The 15,103-nt window shown below is 72.7% G+C and carries 16 protein-coding genes; 3 read left to right on the top strand and 13 right to left on the bottom strand.

Annotated features, from left to right (window positions below):
* Nucleotides 1-86 precede the first annotated feature (86 nt).
* Together FS793_RS13010 and FS793_RS13005 are read left to right on the top strand one after the other, a co-directional pair.
* The gene (locus tag FS793_RS13010; protein ID WP_144720986.1) at nucleotides 87-1,022 is read left to right on the top strand and encodes a hypothetical protein; all 936 of its coding nucleotides are present in this window, start codon (nucleotides 87-89) and stop codon (nucleotides 1,020-1,022) included.
* 55 nt (nucleotides 1,023-1,077) lie between these two features.
* On the top strand, nucleotides 1,078-1,704 hold the full coding sequence (locus FS793_RS13005; protein ID WP_222123760.1) for an ATP-binding protein: 627 nt from the start codon (nucleotides 1,078-1,080) through the stop codon (nucleotides 1,702-1,704).
* 30 nt (nucleotides 1,705-1,734) lie between these two features.
* Here the strand turns inward: FS793_RS13005 and FS793_RS13000 are convergent, their stop codons facing one another.
* Complete coding sequence (locus FS793_RS13000; RefSeq protein WP_144720984.1) at nucleotides 1,735-3,222, bottom strand: NAD-dependent succinate-semialdehyde dehydrogenase; 1,488 nt, start codon at nucleotides 3,220-3,222, stop codon at nucleotides 1,735-1,737.
* Between the two features lie 129 nt (nucleotides 3,223-3,351).
* Here FS793_RS13000 and FS793_RS12995 point away from each other — a divergent pair, with 129 nt between their 5' ends.
* Nucleotides 3,352-3,990 (top strand): RraA family protein, encoded by a 639-nt coding sequence (locus tag FS793_RS12995; protein ID WP_144720982.1) that lies wholly within the window; start codon nucleotides 3,352-3,354, stop codon nucleotides 3,988-3,990.
* A 24-nt stretch (nucleotides 3,991-4,014) separates the two neighbouring features.
* On the opposite strand, the gene FS793_RS12990 is transcribed toward FS793_RS12995, so the two are convergent.
* From FS793_RS12990 to FS793_RS16405, 12 genes are all read right to left on the bottom strand, one after another.
* Nucleotides 4,015-4,656, bottom strand: a complete 642-nt coding sequence (locus FS793_RS12990; RefSeq protein WP_144720980.1) for a TetR/AcrR family transcriptional regulator — start codon at nucleotides 4,654-4,656, stop codon at nucleotides 4,015-4,017.
* 88 nt (nucleotides 4,657-4,744) lie between these two features.
* Entirely contained in the window at nucleotides 4,745-5,332 is a 588-nt protein-coding gene (locus FS793_RS12985) for a thiamine pyrophosphate-dependent enzyme (protein WP_144720978.1), read from the bottom strand.
* 1 nt (nucleotide 5,333) lies between these two features.
* Nucleotides 5,334-5,876: a thiamine pyrophosphate-binding protein gene (locus tag FS793_RS12980; RefSeq protein ID WP_144720976.1), complete on the bottom strand. Its 543-nt coding sequence runs from the start codon at nucleotides 5,874-5,876 to the stop codon at nucleotides 5,334-5,336.
* Nucleotides 5,877-6,018: 142 nt separating this feature from the next.
* Complete coding sequence (locus FS793_RS12975; RefSeq protein WP_144720974.1) at nucleotides 6,019-7,176, bottom strand: MFS transporter; 1,158 nt, start codon at nucleotides 7,174-7,176, stop codon at nucleotides 6,019-6,021.
* A 58-nt stretch (nucleotides 7,177-7,234) separates the two neighbouring features.
* A complete protein-coding gene (locus FS793_RS12970; protein ID WP_144720972.1) occupies nucleotides 7,235-8,203 on the bottom strand; it encodes a DUF4862 family protein in 969 nt (322 codons plus the stop codon).
* Entirely contained in the window at nucleotides 8,196-8,831 is a 636-nt protein-coding gene (locus FS793_RS12965) for an RraA family protein (protein ID WP_144720970.1), read from the bottom strand. The genes FS793_RS12970 and FS793_RS12965 overlap by 8 nt, the downstream gene beginning before the upstream one ends.
* Nucleotides 8,832-8,856: 25 nt before the next feature.
* On the bottom strand, nucleotides 8,857-9,870 hold the full coding sequence (locus FS793_RS12960) for a tripartite tricarboxylate transporter substrate binding protein (RefSeq protein WP_144720968.1): 1,014 nt from the start codon (nucleotides 9,868-9,870) through the stop codon (nucleotides 8,857-8,859).
* Between the two features lie 42 nt (nucleotides 9,871-9,912).
* Nucleotides 9,913-11,469 carry a tripartite tricarboxylate transporter permease gene (locus FS793_RS12955; RefSeq protein ID WP_222123759.1) on the bottom strand — a complete coding sequence of 519 codons (1,557 nt, stop codon included), beginning with the start codon at nucleotides 11,467-11,469 and terminating at the stop codon, nucleotides 9,913-9,915.
* Nucleotides 11,470-11,502: 33 nt separating this feature from the next.
* Nucleotides 11,503-12,087, bottom strand: coding sequence for a tripartite tricarboxylate transporter TctB family protein (locus tag FS793_RS12950; RefSeq protein WP_144720966.1), 585 nt, complete (start codon nucleotides 12,085-12,087; stop codon nucleotides 11,503-11,505).
* On the bottom strand, nucleotides 12,065-12,913 hold the full coding sequence (locus FS793_RS12945; protein ID WP_186329513.1) for a MurR/RpiR family transcriptional regulator: 849 nt from the start codon (nucleotides 12,911-12,913) through the stop codon (nucleotides 12,065-12,067). Before FS793_RS12945 ends, FS793_RS12950 begins: the two co-directional genes overlap by 23 nt.
* Before the next feature lie 250 nt (nucleotides 12,914-13,163).
* Entirely contained in the window at nucleotides 13,164-13,805 is a 642-nt protein-coding gene (locus FS793_RS12940) for a hypothetical protein (RefSeq protein ID WP_144720962.1), read from the bottom strand.
* A 22-nt stretch (nucleotides 13,806-13,827) separates the two neighbouring features.
* Nucleotides 13,828-15,084: a hypothetical protein gene (locus FS793_RS16405; protein ID WP_222123758.1), complete on the bottom strand. Its 1,257-nt coding sequence runs from the start codon at nucleotides 15,082-15,084 to the stop codon at nucleotides 13,828-13,830.
* Nucleotides 15,085-15,103 lie beyond the last annotated feature (19 nt).

Raw genomic sequence — 15,103 nt, 5'->3', positions numbered from 1 at the left:
CTCAGACCCCTGAGCGGTGCGGATCGCACGCGGAGGCGTGCCGCCCGTGGCGGCGCGCATCCAGCCGCGAGGCCTAGCCTCGCGTCATGCACGCCTCCCGCCGTCGCCCGCTCGTCGCAGCCGCCGCCGTCCTCGCTGCGGCCGTCGCGCTCACGGGCTGCATCCCGAACGTCATCCCGCAGCCGCCGAGCCCGACGACGTCGAGCGACCCCGCGACGACGCAGGCACCGACCGACGCGAGCCTCGACCAGTACCTCACGGCCGCGACGGCCGAGGGCGGCTCCGCCGTCGGATCGGCGTCGGGCGACGCCGTGGCGGGCGGGCCGGGCGCTGCGGTGCGCACGACCGACTCGGCGATCGCCGTGAACGGCGGCTCGATCGAGATCGTCGTCGAGTCCGACGAGCCGTTCGACGCGATCCTCGTCGGCGTGGGCTCGACGACGGTCGGCTCGGCGACGCCGACGGCGTGGCCGGGCTCGTACGAGATCGACCTCGGCAGCGCGACGAGCTCGACGTCGGTCGTCGTGACGGTGTCGCAGGCGCCGCCGTCGACGGAGTTCTCCGTCGTGATCGCGGTCGTCGGCACGGACGGCACCGCGAGCGCCGTGGATGCGACCAACGTGTCGATCGTCGAGGTGGGCACGGGCGACGTGCAGGTGAGCGTGTCGTGGAACCAGGACGTCGACGTCGACCTCTACGTCGTCGACCCGAACGGCGAGACGATCTACTACGGCTCGACGGCGTCGTCGTCGGGCGGCGAGCTCGACCTCGACTCGAACCCCGCGTGCAGCATCGACGGCATCCGCAACGAGAACGTCACGTGGCCGACGGGCGAGTCGCCATCGGGCACCTACGAGGTGCGCCTCAACCTCTACGCCGACTGCGACATCGACCAGACGAGCTGGGTCGTGACGGTGCAGGCCATTGGCCGCACCTACCGCTGGGAGGGCGTGCTCGACGCTCCGGGCCTGGGCGGCGGCGAGGACGCCGGCATCCTCGTCGGCCGCTTCGACGTGCCCTAGCGGGGCGCCGCCTCGTGCGCGCTGCTCGGGCGCCGCGCGTGGGATCATGGAGTCCATGCCCGATGCGACCGAGCCCGCCGCGGGCGTCGGCGACGGCATCCGCGCACGCATGCTGCTCGTCGGCGGGGCGTCGGGATCGGGCAAGTCCCGCCTCGCGGACGCCTCGGGCCTGCCCGTGCTGCGGCTCGACGACTTCTACCGCGTCGCGGGCGACCCCGCGCTGCCGCTGCTCGAGACGGGCGAGGTCGACTGGGACCATCCCGGCTCGTGGCATCTGCCCGACGCCATCGCGGCGATCGAGCAGCTCGCGACGACGGGCACCACGAAGGTGCCCGACTACGACATCTCGCGCAGCGACCGCGTCGGCTGGCGCACGCTCGACCTCGGCGACGCGCACGCCTTCGTCGCCGAGGGCATCTTCGCGAGCGAGGTCGTCGCGCCCGCGCTCGAGCGCGGCCTGCTGCTCGATGCGATCGCCGTGCGGCGTCCGCGCGGCGCCACGATGGCGTTCCGCTTCCTGCGCGACCTGCGAGAGCGACGCAAGAGCCCAGCGTTCCTCGTGCGTCGCGGGCTGCTGCTGGCCCGCCGCGAGCCGACGATCCTGCGTGCGCTGACCGACGCGGGATGCCGCCCGCTGCGTCCGCGCGCCATCCGCCGCGAGCTCGCGCGCCACGCCGCCTGACCCGGGTCCGCGTGCGGCGCGGCGACGACGTCAGGTCGTCGAGCGCCGTGCGAGGTTGTAGAAGCGGATGGTCTCGTACTCCTCGAGCCCCTCGGCGCTGCCCTCACGACCGAGCCCCGACTGCTTGACGCCACCGAAGGGTGCCGCGGCGTTCGAGGGCACGCCCTGGTTGATGCCGACGATGCCGGTCTCGAGCAGGTCGGCGACGTCGAACGCACGATCGAGGCTCTCGGTGAAGACGTAGCCGGCGAGGCCGAGGTCGGTATCGTTCGCCCGCTCGAGCACCTCCGCCTGCGTCGAGAAGCGCTGGATCGCCGCGATGGGGCCGAAGATCTCGCTCGTCGCCGCGAGGCAGTCGACGGGCACGTGGTCGAGCAGCGTGGGTGCGTAGAAGTGCCCGGCGCCGTCGAAGCCGTGCCCTCCCGTGCGCAGCGTCGCACCGCGCGTGACGGCGTCGTCGACGTAGCGCTGCATCTGCTGCGCAGCACGGTCGTCGATCACAGGACCGACGAGCGCATCGTCGGCGAACCCGCTGCCGACGGGTGCCGATGCGAGGCGCTCGGTGAGCGCATCCACGAAGTCCGCGGCGATGCCATCCTGCACGTAGATGCGGTTGGCACCGATGCACGACTGCCCGACGTTGCGCATCTTCGCGGCGTAGGCGCCCTCGACGGCACGGCCGAGGTCGGCGTCGTCGAACACGATGAGCGGGGCGTTGCCCCCGAGCTCCATGGACGTGCGCAGCACCGTGGCGGAGGCGAGCTCGAGCAGGGTCCGCCCGACGGGCGTCGAGCCCGTGAACGACACCTTGCGCACCCTCGGGTCGCGCAGCACCGCCTCGCTGAAGGCCGACGCGCCCGACGTCGTCACGACCTGCACGAGATCATCCGGCATGCCTGCCTCGATCGCGAGGCGCACGGCGAGGATGGTCGTGAGCGGCGTCAGCGCAGCGGGCTTCACGACGGCCGCGCAGCCGGCGGCGAGCGCCGGCGCGATCTTGCGCGTCGCCATCGCGAGCGGGAAGTTCCAAGGCGTGATGAGCACCGAGAGTCCGACGGGGCTGCGCCGCGTGATGATCTGCGCGCCACCGTTGGGCGCCTCGCGGTAGTCGCCGCGAGGGCGCACCGCCTCCTCGGCGTACCAGCGCACGAAGTCCGTGCCGTACTGCACCTCCGCGTACGCCTCGGCGAGCGGCTTGCCCATCTCGCGCACGATGAGGTGGGCGAGGTCGTCGCGATGGTCGATCAGCAGGTCGTACCAGGCGTGCAGCACGTCGGCACGCTGCCTGGGCGTCGTGCGCGCCCAGGAGCGTCCGGCGGCGTGCGCGGTCGCGACGGCCTCGAGCGCATCGCCGGCGTCGAGATCGGGGACGGCTGCGATGCGCTCTCCCGTCGCAGGGTCGGCGACCGCGACGCCCGAGGAGGGCAGCCCGAGGGATGCGATGACGCGATCGGCGTGCGCGATGCGATGGGCGTCGCCCGCGAGCGGGCCGCTGCGCGTGGTGTCGGCGATGGTCATCGTTCACCTTCCTCTGGACTCGTCGGCTTCGACGCGTGGTGGGAGCGCGGTCGAGGCTTGCGCTTCGACCGTAAGTGCGACAACACTATCATTTAACCGTCACCCCGGCGATACCCCTGGAGGCCTGCCATGTTCCTCACGGTCGATGCGAGCTCGATCACCGTCGCCCCCTTCGAGCGGCGTGCCGACGCCGCGCTCATCCGCGCCATCGCGCAGCACCCCGTCGCCCTCATCGGCGACGTGCAGCAGCGCATGGGCATGCTGAGCGCAGGCATCCGCCCACGCACGTCGCTGCCGCTCGCCGGCTCGATCCTGCCCGTGCTCGTGCGCGAGGGCGACAACCTCGCCATCCACCGATCCCTCGACGAGGCGCAGCCGGGCGACGTGCTCGTCGTCAACGGCCAAGGCGACGTCAACCGCGCCGTGTTCGGGGGGCTCCTCGCCGCCGGTTGCCTGGCGCGCGGCATCGCGGGCGTCGTCATCGACGGCTCGCTGCGCGACGTCGCGGAGTTCGAGGAGCTCGGGCTGCCCGTCTACTCGCGCGGCGTGAGTCCCGCCGGTCCCTACAAGCACGGGCCGGGATCGGTGGGCATGCCCGTGGCGTGCGGCAACGTCGTCTGCAACCCGGGCGACGTGATCGTGGGTGACGCCGATGGACTCATCGTGCTCGCTGCCGCCGCCCTCCCCGAGCTGCTGCCGCGCGTCGAGGCGCAGGCCGACTACGAGGTCACGCTCAGGGCAGGGCTCGTCGACGGCGCGCGGCGCTGACGAGCGCGCGCTCGTCGCATCCGCCTATGCCGCGAGGCCCTGGAGCGCGGCGCGATAGACGCGGGACAGATGGGAGACGAGCTCGTCGCCCGCCATGCCCGTCGCAGCGCGGACGTCGAGGATCTCGCGTGAGTTCAGCAGCGCGTTGTAGAGGGTCAGCGCGAGCGGGTAGCGGGACTCGGGCACGCCCGAGTCGACCATCAGGTCGCGGATCGCCCTGCCCCACATGCGGTCGAGCGCGACCGCCTGGCCCTCGCCGTGCCCGAACCTCGTGAGGAAGCCCTCTCGCGATCGCACGAGCACCATCGCGGGGCCGTAGACCTCGACGACGTCGATCCAGTGCGCGAGGATGCGCTCGAAGAGCGCCTGCCCGCGTTCCGGGTACGCGCTGGTCGTCGCGTCGGCCCGCTCGACGACGCTGAGCATGAAGCGCCGGTGCAGCTGGTCAAGCGTCGGAAAGTACCGGTAGGCGGTCGCGAGCGAGAGCCCTGCGCGCGCCGCGACCGCCGGCATCGTCGCCTCGTCGGGTGCCTCGCGCAGCAGGGCGCCGACGGCGTCGACGAGCGCCTGCTCGTTGCGGATGGCGTCCTGTCGCGGTGCCCGACGACGGGGACGGCCATCGCGCGTGGTCGCGACCTGCGCCTCGCCACCCTCCGCCGTGCTCATGCCGCCATCCTCGCAGGTCAGCGCGCGGGGGCCAGATCGACGGACGATGCGCCGCGACCGGTCACGCGACCGGTCGCGGCACCGTGGGTCACGCAGCCGGTCGCGGCAGTCGTGCCGTCAGCCAGGCCGTGAAGCGCAGCGTGATGGACACCGGATCGACGAGCAGCTTCGCGATGTCGGCGGCGTTGCCCGCCTCGATCCGCACGTGCAGCAGGGCGGGCCCCGGCGTCTCGGCGAGCCGTGCGAACTCGGCACGGAGGCTCGCCTCGTCGTCGGCCGTGCCGACGGTCCAACCGGACGCCGCCGCGAGCGCACCGAGGTCGACGCGGTCGGCGTAGGTCGGCAGGCCGGCCGTCGACCCGTAGACGCGGTTGTCGAGCAGCACCATGAGCAGTCGATCGGGCGCCAGGTAGCCGCCCGTCGGCAGCACGTTCGGGTTCATGAGCAGCGAGCCATCGCCCTCGATGCCGATGACCTTGCGCACGTCGCTGCCATCGACGGCGATCGCGAGGCCCGTGGCGACGGACCCGACGAGCCCCATCGAGTCGAGCAGGTAGAGGTGGTTGTCGCGATCCGCCAGCGACGCGAGCTCGCGACTCGTCGCGGCGCACGTCACCACGAGCGGGTCGTGCTCGGTGAGCTCGACGAGGTGCGCGAGTGCTTCGATGCGGCGCATGTCAGGCGACCTTTCCGTCGGTGTTCCAGAAGGATGCGAGCACGACCACCGGGCGGTAGGTCATGACCGCGTGCGTGCCGGCCTCGGCGATCACGTCGTGCCAGTCGTCGACGGACGAGCGGCGGTCGAGCTCGACGACGGGGATGCCGAGCGTGCGCAGGATCGGTGGCACGTGCTGGCTGATCGAGTGGATCATGGAGTTGTACTCGCCGAGGCTGCCACGCGTGTTCGCGACGATGAGCAACGGCAGGTGGTACGAGACCGAGAACGTGGTGAGCGCCGTCAGGTTGTTGCCGAAGCCGTTGTCCTGCATGACGACGGCACCGAAGCTGCCCGCGAGCGGCAGCGCGCCGAGCACGCCGACCGCCTCCTCCTCGCGCGACAGCGGCGTGACGTGCTCCGAGACGCCGTCGCGACCACCATCGGTCTCGACGAGCGCCTGGATGACGGGGGCGACGGTCACCGACGGGATGTACCCGACGTGCTTCGCGCCGCTCGCCCAGATGCCGGCCGCTGCGGCCTGCGCATAGGTTCGAGTGCCCATGTCCTGGTTCCTCCTGCTGGGACCCGCCGCCCGCTGCCCGCGATGCGGAGCGTGACGACGGATCGGGTTTAAATGCGACTGCAGTCTCAGATAGTAGCGGCTCGCGGCGATGCGCGGAAGTGGCGTCGTGGCGCGAGCGGCGTCAGCGGCGCTCGACGCGTGCGCGATCCGCACCACCGGGCCTCGATGCGGCGGCGAGCGCCGTCGCGACGGCGAGCACGGCGGCGTTCGTCCAGATGATGCCGCTGCTGCCGAGCGGCGCCGCGATGCCCGCCATCGCGAGTGGGATCGCGGTCTGCGCGAGACGGTTGCCCGCCATCCGCAGCCCGAGCGCGGCCCCGTGGTCGCGTGGCGCCGTGATCTCGACGACCCACGCGAGCGTGAGCGGCTGGGGCACGCCGAGGCAGACGCCGAGCGCGATCATCACGGCGACGGCAGCGAGCACGTCGGAGGCGGGCAGCGCAGCGAGCGCCGCGACGCCGAGCGCCATCGACGCGACGAGCGGAGCCTTGCGGCCCCAGCGCGCCACGAGCCGACCCAATCCGAGCCGACTCGCGACCGAGACGAGCGCGCGAACCGCGAGCAGCCAACCCACGGTCGTCGCGTCGATGCCGCGCTCGGCAGCCCACACGGGCACGAACGTGTAGAGCAGGTCCATCGTCACGAGCATCGCGCCGCTCACCACGAGCGCCCGCCAGAGCCCCGGGGTGCGCAGCACGCCGATCGACCGCTGCGCCGGCTCTCCCGCATCCGACGGCGAGGGCGCAGCGCGGTCGACGATGCGCAGCGCGACCGCGACGACGACGGCTGCCGCGGCGGCGACGGCGCACACGACGAGCCCTGCCGTGGTGTCCGGCCTCGCCGGCGACGCGGCGAGCGCCGCGACGCCCGTGACGAGCGGTGGCGCGACGAGCTGTCCGAGCGAGCCGGCCGTCGCAAGGGTGCCGAACTCGCCATCGCTCGATCGGCCGCGCGTGCGATGCGCGACGAACGCCTGCTGACCGACGAAGACGCCGACGCTGCCGAGACCGACGATGGCCGCGGCGGCGAGCAGCAGCCATGGCGCGCGAGCGACCAGCGGCACGACGCAGCCGACCACGACGAGCGACGACCCGAGCAGCGTGACGAGCCCGCCGCCGTGTCGGCCAGCCAGCCGACCGACGACGACCGAGCCGGCGAGCGCGGGGGCGGCGAACGCGCTCGCGAGCACCGCGATGAACGCCGCGTCGGCGCCGAGCTCGAGGGCGCGGTAGCCGAGCATGAGTCGCGCCCCCACCCACGCCACCTGCAGCAGCAGCATGTGCGCCGCCAGGGCGACGCGCCACCTCGGCTCGTCGCCCGGCGGTCTCACCGGCCGGTCACCGCACGAGCGCGTCGACGCCCTGCGCGGCTGCGATCGCACGCGCCACGACGGCGATCCGCTCGTCGACGCTCGCGCTCGACGGCGCACCGACCTTCACAGCCCGGAACGCCACGTGACCCGCCGCCTCGATCGTCGCCGCGGCGCGCTCGACCGTGAGGAGCGAGCCCGCATAGGCGCCGTCGTCTGCGAAGGGCGCATGCACGTCGGCCCAGGCCCCGCCGACGGGCGTCGCCACGGGCGCCGCGCCGGAGAGCACGATCCCGTCGAGCACGCCCCGTGCCGCTGCAAGGGCAGCATGCGCGCGCCCAGCGTCGGGATCGCGCTGCTCGATCACCGACCGGCCCCAGTTGACGCTGATGCCGACGAGCACGCCCTCGTCGCGCAGGGCGTGCACGACGGCGAGCTCGTCGTCGAGCGCGAGGTAGCCCTTCGCCGGAGCGTGCGTCGGCACCCAGGCGTCGCAGTGCTCGACGACGAGCCGCGCTCCGCCCCAGTCCCAGCCGGCGATCTCCGCGAGGCTCTCGCGCAGCGCGCTCGCCGACGACGCGCCGGGTGTCGCCCGGGGTGCACCGTGCAGCTCCACGGCCGAGACGACGGGTACCGAGGCGCGCAGTCGCGGCAGCGCAGCGTGCAGCGCACGCGTCGCCTCGATCGCGTCGCGCCTGCCGTCCTCGTCGGTCGATGCGAGTCCGAACGTCGAGGAGGCCCGGTGCCGGTTCGAGGTGTCGGGCGCGGTCGTCACGACGATCTGCGCGTCCGATGGGATGCGCTCCAGCATCCAGCCTTCGTCGCGCAGGTGGAACGCACCGTGCGCCCAGGGCAGCTCGAGCCCCACGACGCCCGGCAGCGCTCCGAGCGCATCGAGGAATCGACGCTCCGCATCCGGGTCCCAACCGATGCGACTGGGGGCGGCGGCGTACGCGCCGACGAGCCATCCCGTCGACGCGTGCGCCCCGTCAGCCATGCGCGGGCGTCTCGATCTTCATCGCGGGCACGGTGCCCGCTCGGATCCCCGCGATGCGCTCCCGCTCGCCGTCGAAGCGCGTCTGCGCGTTGTCGAGCGCCTCGTCGAGGCGCGCGCCGGGCACGATGACGACGCCGTCGGCGTCGGCGACGACGACGTCGCCGACCTCGACCGCCCGACCGGCGAGCTCGATGGGCTCGCCGATCGTGCCCCCGTCGAGCTTCTGCGCATGGCGCATCGCGATGCCGCTCGAGAAGATCGGGAACCCGAGCTCCTCGATCTCGTCGATGTCGCGCACGGTGCCGTGGATCACGAGCCCCGCGATGCCGCGCAGCAGCGCGATCTCGGTGAGGATGCCGCCCCAGTAGCCGAAGGCACCGCCTGCGGCCTCGACGACGAGCACGGATCCCGCGGGAGCCTCGCGGACTGCTCGTTGCAGCGCGAGGTTGTCGCCGACGCTCGCGAGCACGGGGAACGCCGAGCCCACGAGTCGTGCTCCGCGCCAGGCCGGCCGGATGGCGGGATCGACCCACCAGTCCTCGCCCGTGCCTTCGTACACGGTGCTCGTGCCGAGCTCGAGCAGCCGTCCGAGTCGGGGGTCGGTGGATGAGGGTGCGGTGGTGGTCATGCGCGCTCCTGTTCGGATCGGTGGGCTAGTCGCCCTGGAGGGCGACGGGGACGAGCTCGCGCCACTGGGCGTCGAGGTCGGTCCAGCGGTCGTTGGTCCACTCGGAGTCCTGGAATCCGAACTCGTAGCCGCCGTTGGTCATCTGCTCCATGAAGGCCGAGTCGGCCTCCGCTGCTGCGGCGGCCGCGCCGATGGCATCCTCGAGCTCGCTGCGCACGGCCTCGTCGGTGCCCGCGGGCACCGAGAGCACGTTGTACGACTCCCATTGCACGTCGTAGCCGAAGCTCGACGTCGTGGGCACGTCCTCGAGCCCGGCGACCGTCTCCGCGTCGAGCGCGGCGAGGGCCACGACGTTGCCCGAGTCGATCTGGGGCCGGAAGGTCGGGACCGAGCCGAACGAGAGGTCGATCTGGTTGCCGATGAGGGCCGTCATCTTCTCGGACCCGTCGTCGAACGGCACGACGGTGAACTCGACGTCGGCCGCCTGCTCGAACGCCGTCACGAAGATGTGATCGTCGCCGCCGAGGCCGTCGACGCCGACCGTGACCGCGCCGGGGTTGTCCTGCGCGTACGCGACCATCTCCTCGAGCGTCGCCCATTCGCCGGTCGACGACGTCGCGATGATGCCGCGGAAGCGGTTGATCGTCGCGAGCGGCTCGAAGCTGTCCTGGTCGTAGGTCGCCTGACGCTCCTCGTTGACGTATGCGAGCGTCGACGGCAGGTTCGTGACGCCGATCGTGAAGCCGTCCGGCTGCGCCCCGGCGATCGCGGTGAGCGCGACCTGCCCGCCGGCGCCGACGGTGTTCTCGACGATGATCGAGGTGTCGAGCTCGTCCTCGAGGAACGGCACGAGCGCGCGGATCATGAGGTCGGTCGAGCCGCCGGCGCTGAACGGCATGACGATCGTGATGGGCTCGCCACCGGGGAAGTCCCCGGTGGCTCCGGCGTCGCCACCGCCTGCGGACAGGGATGAGCAGCCCGAGAGGGCGAGCGGGATGGCGAGTGCCGCGAGGGTTGCGGCTGCGATGCGTCGGCGCATGTCATTCTCCTTCGAATGCGTTCGGGACCGAACGGGTGGTGGCTACGAGGACTTGGTGGTGGGCAGGGAGGTCGTCTCTCCGGCGCGCGTCGGCGCTGCCATGAGACGGGCTCGTCGACGCTCGAGACGCGTGCGCAGCAGCGCGAGCAACGGCGCGCTGCACAGCACGAGCACCGCGCCCGTCAGCAGCGTCGCCGAGAACGGGCTGCCGACGAGGGTGCCGACGTCGCCGTCGGACAGGAGCAGCGCGCGCACGAGGTTCTCCTCGAGGATCGAGCCGAGCACCATCGTGAGCGCGATGGGGGCGAGCGGCACGTCGAGCTTGCGCAGCACGTACCCGAAGATGCCCGAGACGAGCAACACGAGGATGTTGAACGCCGCGCCCGTGACGAGGAACGCGCCGAGGATCATGAGCCCGACGACGAGGGCGAACAGGATCGAGTACGGGATCTTCAGGATGTAGAGCCAGACGCGGATGAGCGGCACGTTGAGCACGAGCAGGATCACGTTGCCCACGAAGAGGCTCGCGATGATCGCCCACGCGACGTCGGGGTGATCGCGGAACAGGAGCGGTCCCGGCGTGAGCCCGTGCACGATGAACGCGCCCATCATGATCGCCATCGTCACCGACGACGGGATGCCGAGGGTGAACATCGGGATCATGGTCGCGATGCCGAGGGAGTTGTTCGCGGTCTCGGGACCTGCGACGCCCTCGATGGCACCGCGGCCGAACTGCGCGCGTCCCTTGGAGACGCGGCGCTCGAGCGCGTAGGAGAAGAAGGTCGCGGCGGTGCCGGGCGAGCCGGGAAGCAGGCCCGTGAAGAACCCGATGACGCTGCCACGCGCCATGGGACCGACGGAGCGCCTCCAGTCCTCCTTCGTCGGCGCGATGCGCCCGAGCTTCGTGAGCCTGCCCGACGTCGCGCGGTGCTCGAGCCCGATGAGCATCTCGCTGAGCCCGAAGAGCCCCATGACGACGGCGACGAGGTCGATGCCGTCGAACAGCTCGGGCATCCCGCCCGTGAAGCGCGGCGTGCCGAGCACGGGATCGAGTCCGACGAGGCCGATGGCGAGGCCGATGAGCGCGCAGACGAGCCCCTTCACGACGTTGCGGCCCGAGAGGCCGACGACGAGCGAGAGCCCGAGGACGCCGATGGCGAAGTAGTCGCGGGCGCCGAGTCCGACGACGGCGATCGCGAGCGGCGCGGCGAGCACCATGCCGACGATGCCGACGGTCGCGCCGACGAACGAGCCGGCCGCGGCGATGACGAGCGCAGGACCGCCGCGCCCCTGCTTCGCGAGCGTGTAGCCCTCGAGCGTCGTGGCGACGGACGACGGCTCGCCGGGGACGTTGAGGAGCACGGCGGTGATCGTGCCGCCGTACATGGAGCCGTAGAGGATCGCGGCGATCATGATGATGCCGGGGATGGGACCGACGACGTACGTCACGGGCAGCAGCAGCGCCATCGCGGCGGGCGGGCCGAATCCCGGCAGGATGCCGACGACCATGCCGAGCACGCATCCTGCGAGCGCGAACAGCAGGTTGACGGGTGAGAGCACCTCCTGGAAGCCGGCCAGGAGCTGAGCGAAGATGTCCACGTCGACATCGCCTTTCGTCTGGGTCGGGCCTGGTCAGAGCAGGCCGACGAGGAGCGGACGCAGCACGCCGGTGGGCAGCTGCACGCCAAGTGCGGTGGTGACGAGCAGGAAGCTGAGCACGGCGAAGCCGACGCCGGCGGGGATCGCCGCTCGCAGTCGTGCGCGAGCGAGCAGCGCGAGCACCGTGACGGCGATCGCGGTCGTGAGGGGGTAGCCGAGGGGCTGCAGCGCGAATGCGCTCGCGGCCACGACGCCGAGCGATGCGATCGCCCGGATCGCCGCCGATCGGTCCGGCGGTGCCTCGACCTCGTCGTCGAGCGGGATGCGACCGGCGATCGACAGCACGAGCCACGCGAGCGAGAGCCCGAGGAGCCCGACGCCGATGACGACGGGGAAGAACGCGGGACCGGGGAGGTCGCGGACGCGGAAGGCGAAGTCCTGCGAGGCGATGAGGATCGCAGCGGCGAGCGCGGCGGCGGCTGCGGCGCCGCAGACGTTCGCGATGCGGAAGGCCCGCGGCGTCCAGCTGACGAGCGACTCCGTCGACGTCGCGGCGCCATCGGGCGCCGCGTCGCCAGGCTGGCCGACGACGTCGTCAGCCCCAGTGCGAAGGCTCATCGTCACCCACCGATCGTGCGAGGTCGTCGAGCAGCAGGAGCGCCTCGCCCGTGCGCTCGCGCGCCAGGTGGAAGAGCGAGAACTGCAGTGCGTAGATGAGCACCGCGGGCACGATGAGCGAGCGCTGGTTGGAGCGCGGACCGCGCGGTGCCACGAGCAGCTGGTCGGGGCGAGGGTCGAGCCCGAGCCCCTCCTCGTCGGCGATGACGGCCGTCGCCGCGCCGACGCTCTGGGCGTAGGCGGCGATCCGCGACAGCCGCGGATCGGGGCGTCGGAACACGAACGACAGGAGCAGGTCGTCCTCGGTGAGCGAGGTGAGGTGCTCGGCGATGAGCCTGCCGCTCGTGGGGAGCACGATCGGCAGGATGCCGACGCGACGCACGCGACGCGCGAGCAGCTCGATCGAGCTGCTGGCGTACGGCGGACCGAAGAGGTAGACGGCGCGTGCGTCGAGGATGCGCTGCGCGAGCTCGTCGACCTCGTGCTGCGCGACCGAGCGAGCGAGCCGCTGCATCGCAGCGACCTCGTCGTCGACGAGGGCGTCGAGCGTGTAGGCGTCGTCGGGGCGGCTCATCATGCGTCCGGCGCTCGTGACGGGCTCGAGCCCCTCGTCGGCGAGGCTCGCGCGGAACTGGCGATAGCCGGGGAACCCGAGCTGCGTCGCGAGGCGGATGAGGGTCGTCTCGTGCACGCCGAGCTGCGCCGCGACCTGCGCTGCGGACAGCTGCGACATGGTCTGCGGGTCGGTGAGCAGATGGTCGAGCGCGCGGCGGCCCGTCTCGGACAGGCTGCCGCTCATCCGTCGGGCCGAGTCGGCGATCCCCATGTCGGGCCTCCACATCGTCGTGAGTCCTGCAGTCCTGCGCAGGCTTGCATTCCTGCGCAGGACTGCAGGTTGGCACACCGACGTCGCCGTGTCAACAGGTAGGGGCGGCACGGCTCGGCGTCGCCGGGGTGGGCGATGCACGCGGCGCGGGCAGCGCTCGGGTCGGGCCAGTCACGCCCACGCCCTGCGGACGTCGCCTACTGGGCGAACGGCGGGATCCGGCGCACGCGGCCGTCCTCACGGCGCTGCGTCATCGGGCGTCCCCGACGTCGGCACCGGGCGAGGGTCGCTCTCCGCCGACGTCGACCCTCTCGGCCAGCGAACGCGCCCCGATCATCGCGCGCTCGCCGTCGCGCCGCACGCGCCATGCCCACAGCCTCGGGCCGGCGACGTAGCCGGCGATCGCCGACACCGCCGTCGACAGCACGAGCGAGATCGCCACGACGATGCCGAGGCCGAGGCCACCGGTGAGCAGCCCGACGAGCGTCGTCACGCCGCTGCCGACGATCGTGATCGCCGCCTGCACGAGCGTGCCGACGCCGCAGCACCACCACGTGATCTCGCGGGCGCGCGGCACGCCGGCCCGTCGCAGCACGCGGACGCTCGTCGCCGCCCCGAGCGCCACGAGTCCCGCCGAGAGGAGCAGGGCGATGGCGACCGTCACGATCCACGGCGTCGGGTCGATGCTCGCCAGCCACTCGTCGACGGCCTCCTCGACCCCGTCGGAGCCCGCGACGAGCGAGCGGAGCGCCCAGCGGGCGAACGCGACGCCCGTCGCGACGGCCGACAGCAGGACGACGACGTTGACGCCCACCGACACGAGCGACAGCCCCCAGCCGCCCGCGTCGCGTGCCGCGCGACGCACGTGCGGCGGCAGCGCTGGCCTCGGCATGCGCTGCGCGCGACCCGCCACGTCAGTCGACCCGCGCGAGCTCGGCCGCGTCGGCCTCGGCCGCGCGACGTTCGGCGTCGACCTCCGCCTGCCGCGCCTCCGCCTCGACCTGCGCCCACGTCGGACGCGGGCGGAACGCGAGCAGGTAGATCCAGCCGAACAGCATGCCGACGGCGCCCGTGAGCACGATCGCCACCCCGAGGCAGAGGAAGAGGTAGCCCCACATCGAGCCGATCGTGAACGTCGACGACGACGAGGCGAGCGCGAAGAAGAGTCCGCCGACGAGCGCGGTCGGCCAGCCGGCCGAGCCGACGAAGCCGCCGATCGCGGTCGTCGTCGCGTAGGCGAGCGCGATCGATCGCTTGATGCCCACGAGCCCGGCCGAACGCTGCCAGAGGAAGCTGGCGACGCATCCGGCCGCCCCGATCGCTCCCGTGACGAGCAGCACGATGACGATCGTGATCGGGATGCGCGCCGGGTCGGCCCAGAACGCGACGAGGTCGGTGAGGCTGTCGGCCTCGAGCGCGTCGAGGCCGCTCGTGCCGCCCTCGGAGAAGGTGCCCCAGAGCAGCAGCACGATGGCGGCGGTGACGAGCAGGTGCGTCGCGAGCGCGAGCAGCAGCTGACCCACGAGCGAGCCGAGCAGCGCCGCACGCGTCTGCCTGCGCGTGAGCCTCCGCTTCGGCGGCGCCTGCAGCACGGGAGGGAACGGCATGGGCGACGGCCCGTATGGAGCAGGCGCCCCGAAGGGCGAGGCGACGGCGTACGGACCCGGCTGGCCGTACGGACCAGGCTGCCCGTGCGGACCAGGCTGCCCGTACGGACCCGACTGGCCGTACGGACCAGGCTGGCCGTACGGACCCGGCTGGCCGTACGGACCCGGCTGGCCGTACGGCGACCAGCCGACGGGTGCGGGGTGCGCGAGGGCGACCGGGGCCGGCGCGGGCTGCTGCTGCGGAGCGGGATGCGCAGGCGTCTGCGGCCAGGCCGCCTGCGGCGCCGGAGGCATGCGCTGCACGTCGCGCTGCTGCGCCTCCCACGCCATCCGCGCCGCGACGGAGGGCGGCACGGCGTTCGCCATCGGGTTCGCGAGCGGCGGGGGCAGGGCGCGTGCACGGCGCTCTCGCTCGCGACGCTCGGCACGCTGCGCCATCGCGGTCTGGGGCACGAGACCGTCGGGCGCGGACTCGACGGCGCGGCGGCGTCTCGGCTTCGCGACGACGTCGGAGGGCACGGGGGTGTCGCTGCCTGGCGGCGGCGGGGCCTCGAGCTCGCTCACGTCCGCGACGGTACCGCTC

This window comes from Agrococcus jejuensis (assembly GCF_007679035.1).
Taxonomy (GTDB): Bacteria; Actinomycetota; Actinomycetes; order Actinomycetales; family Microbacteriaceae; genus Agrococcus; species Agrococcus jejuensis_A.
The sequence above is the reverse complement of the archived record's forward strand: the minus strand, read 5'-3'. Positions and strand labels throughout refer to the sequence as shown.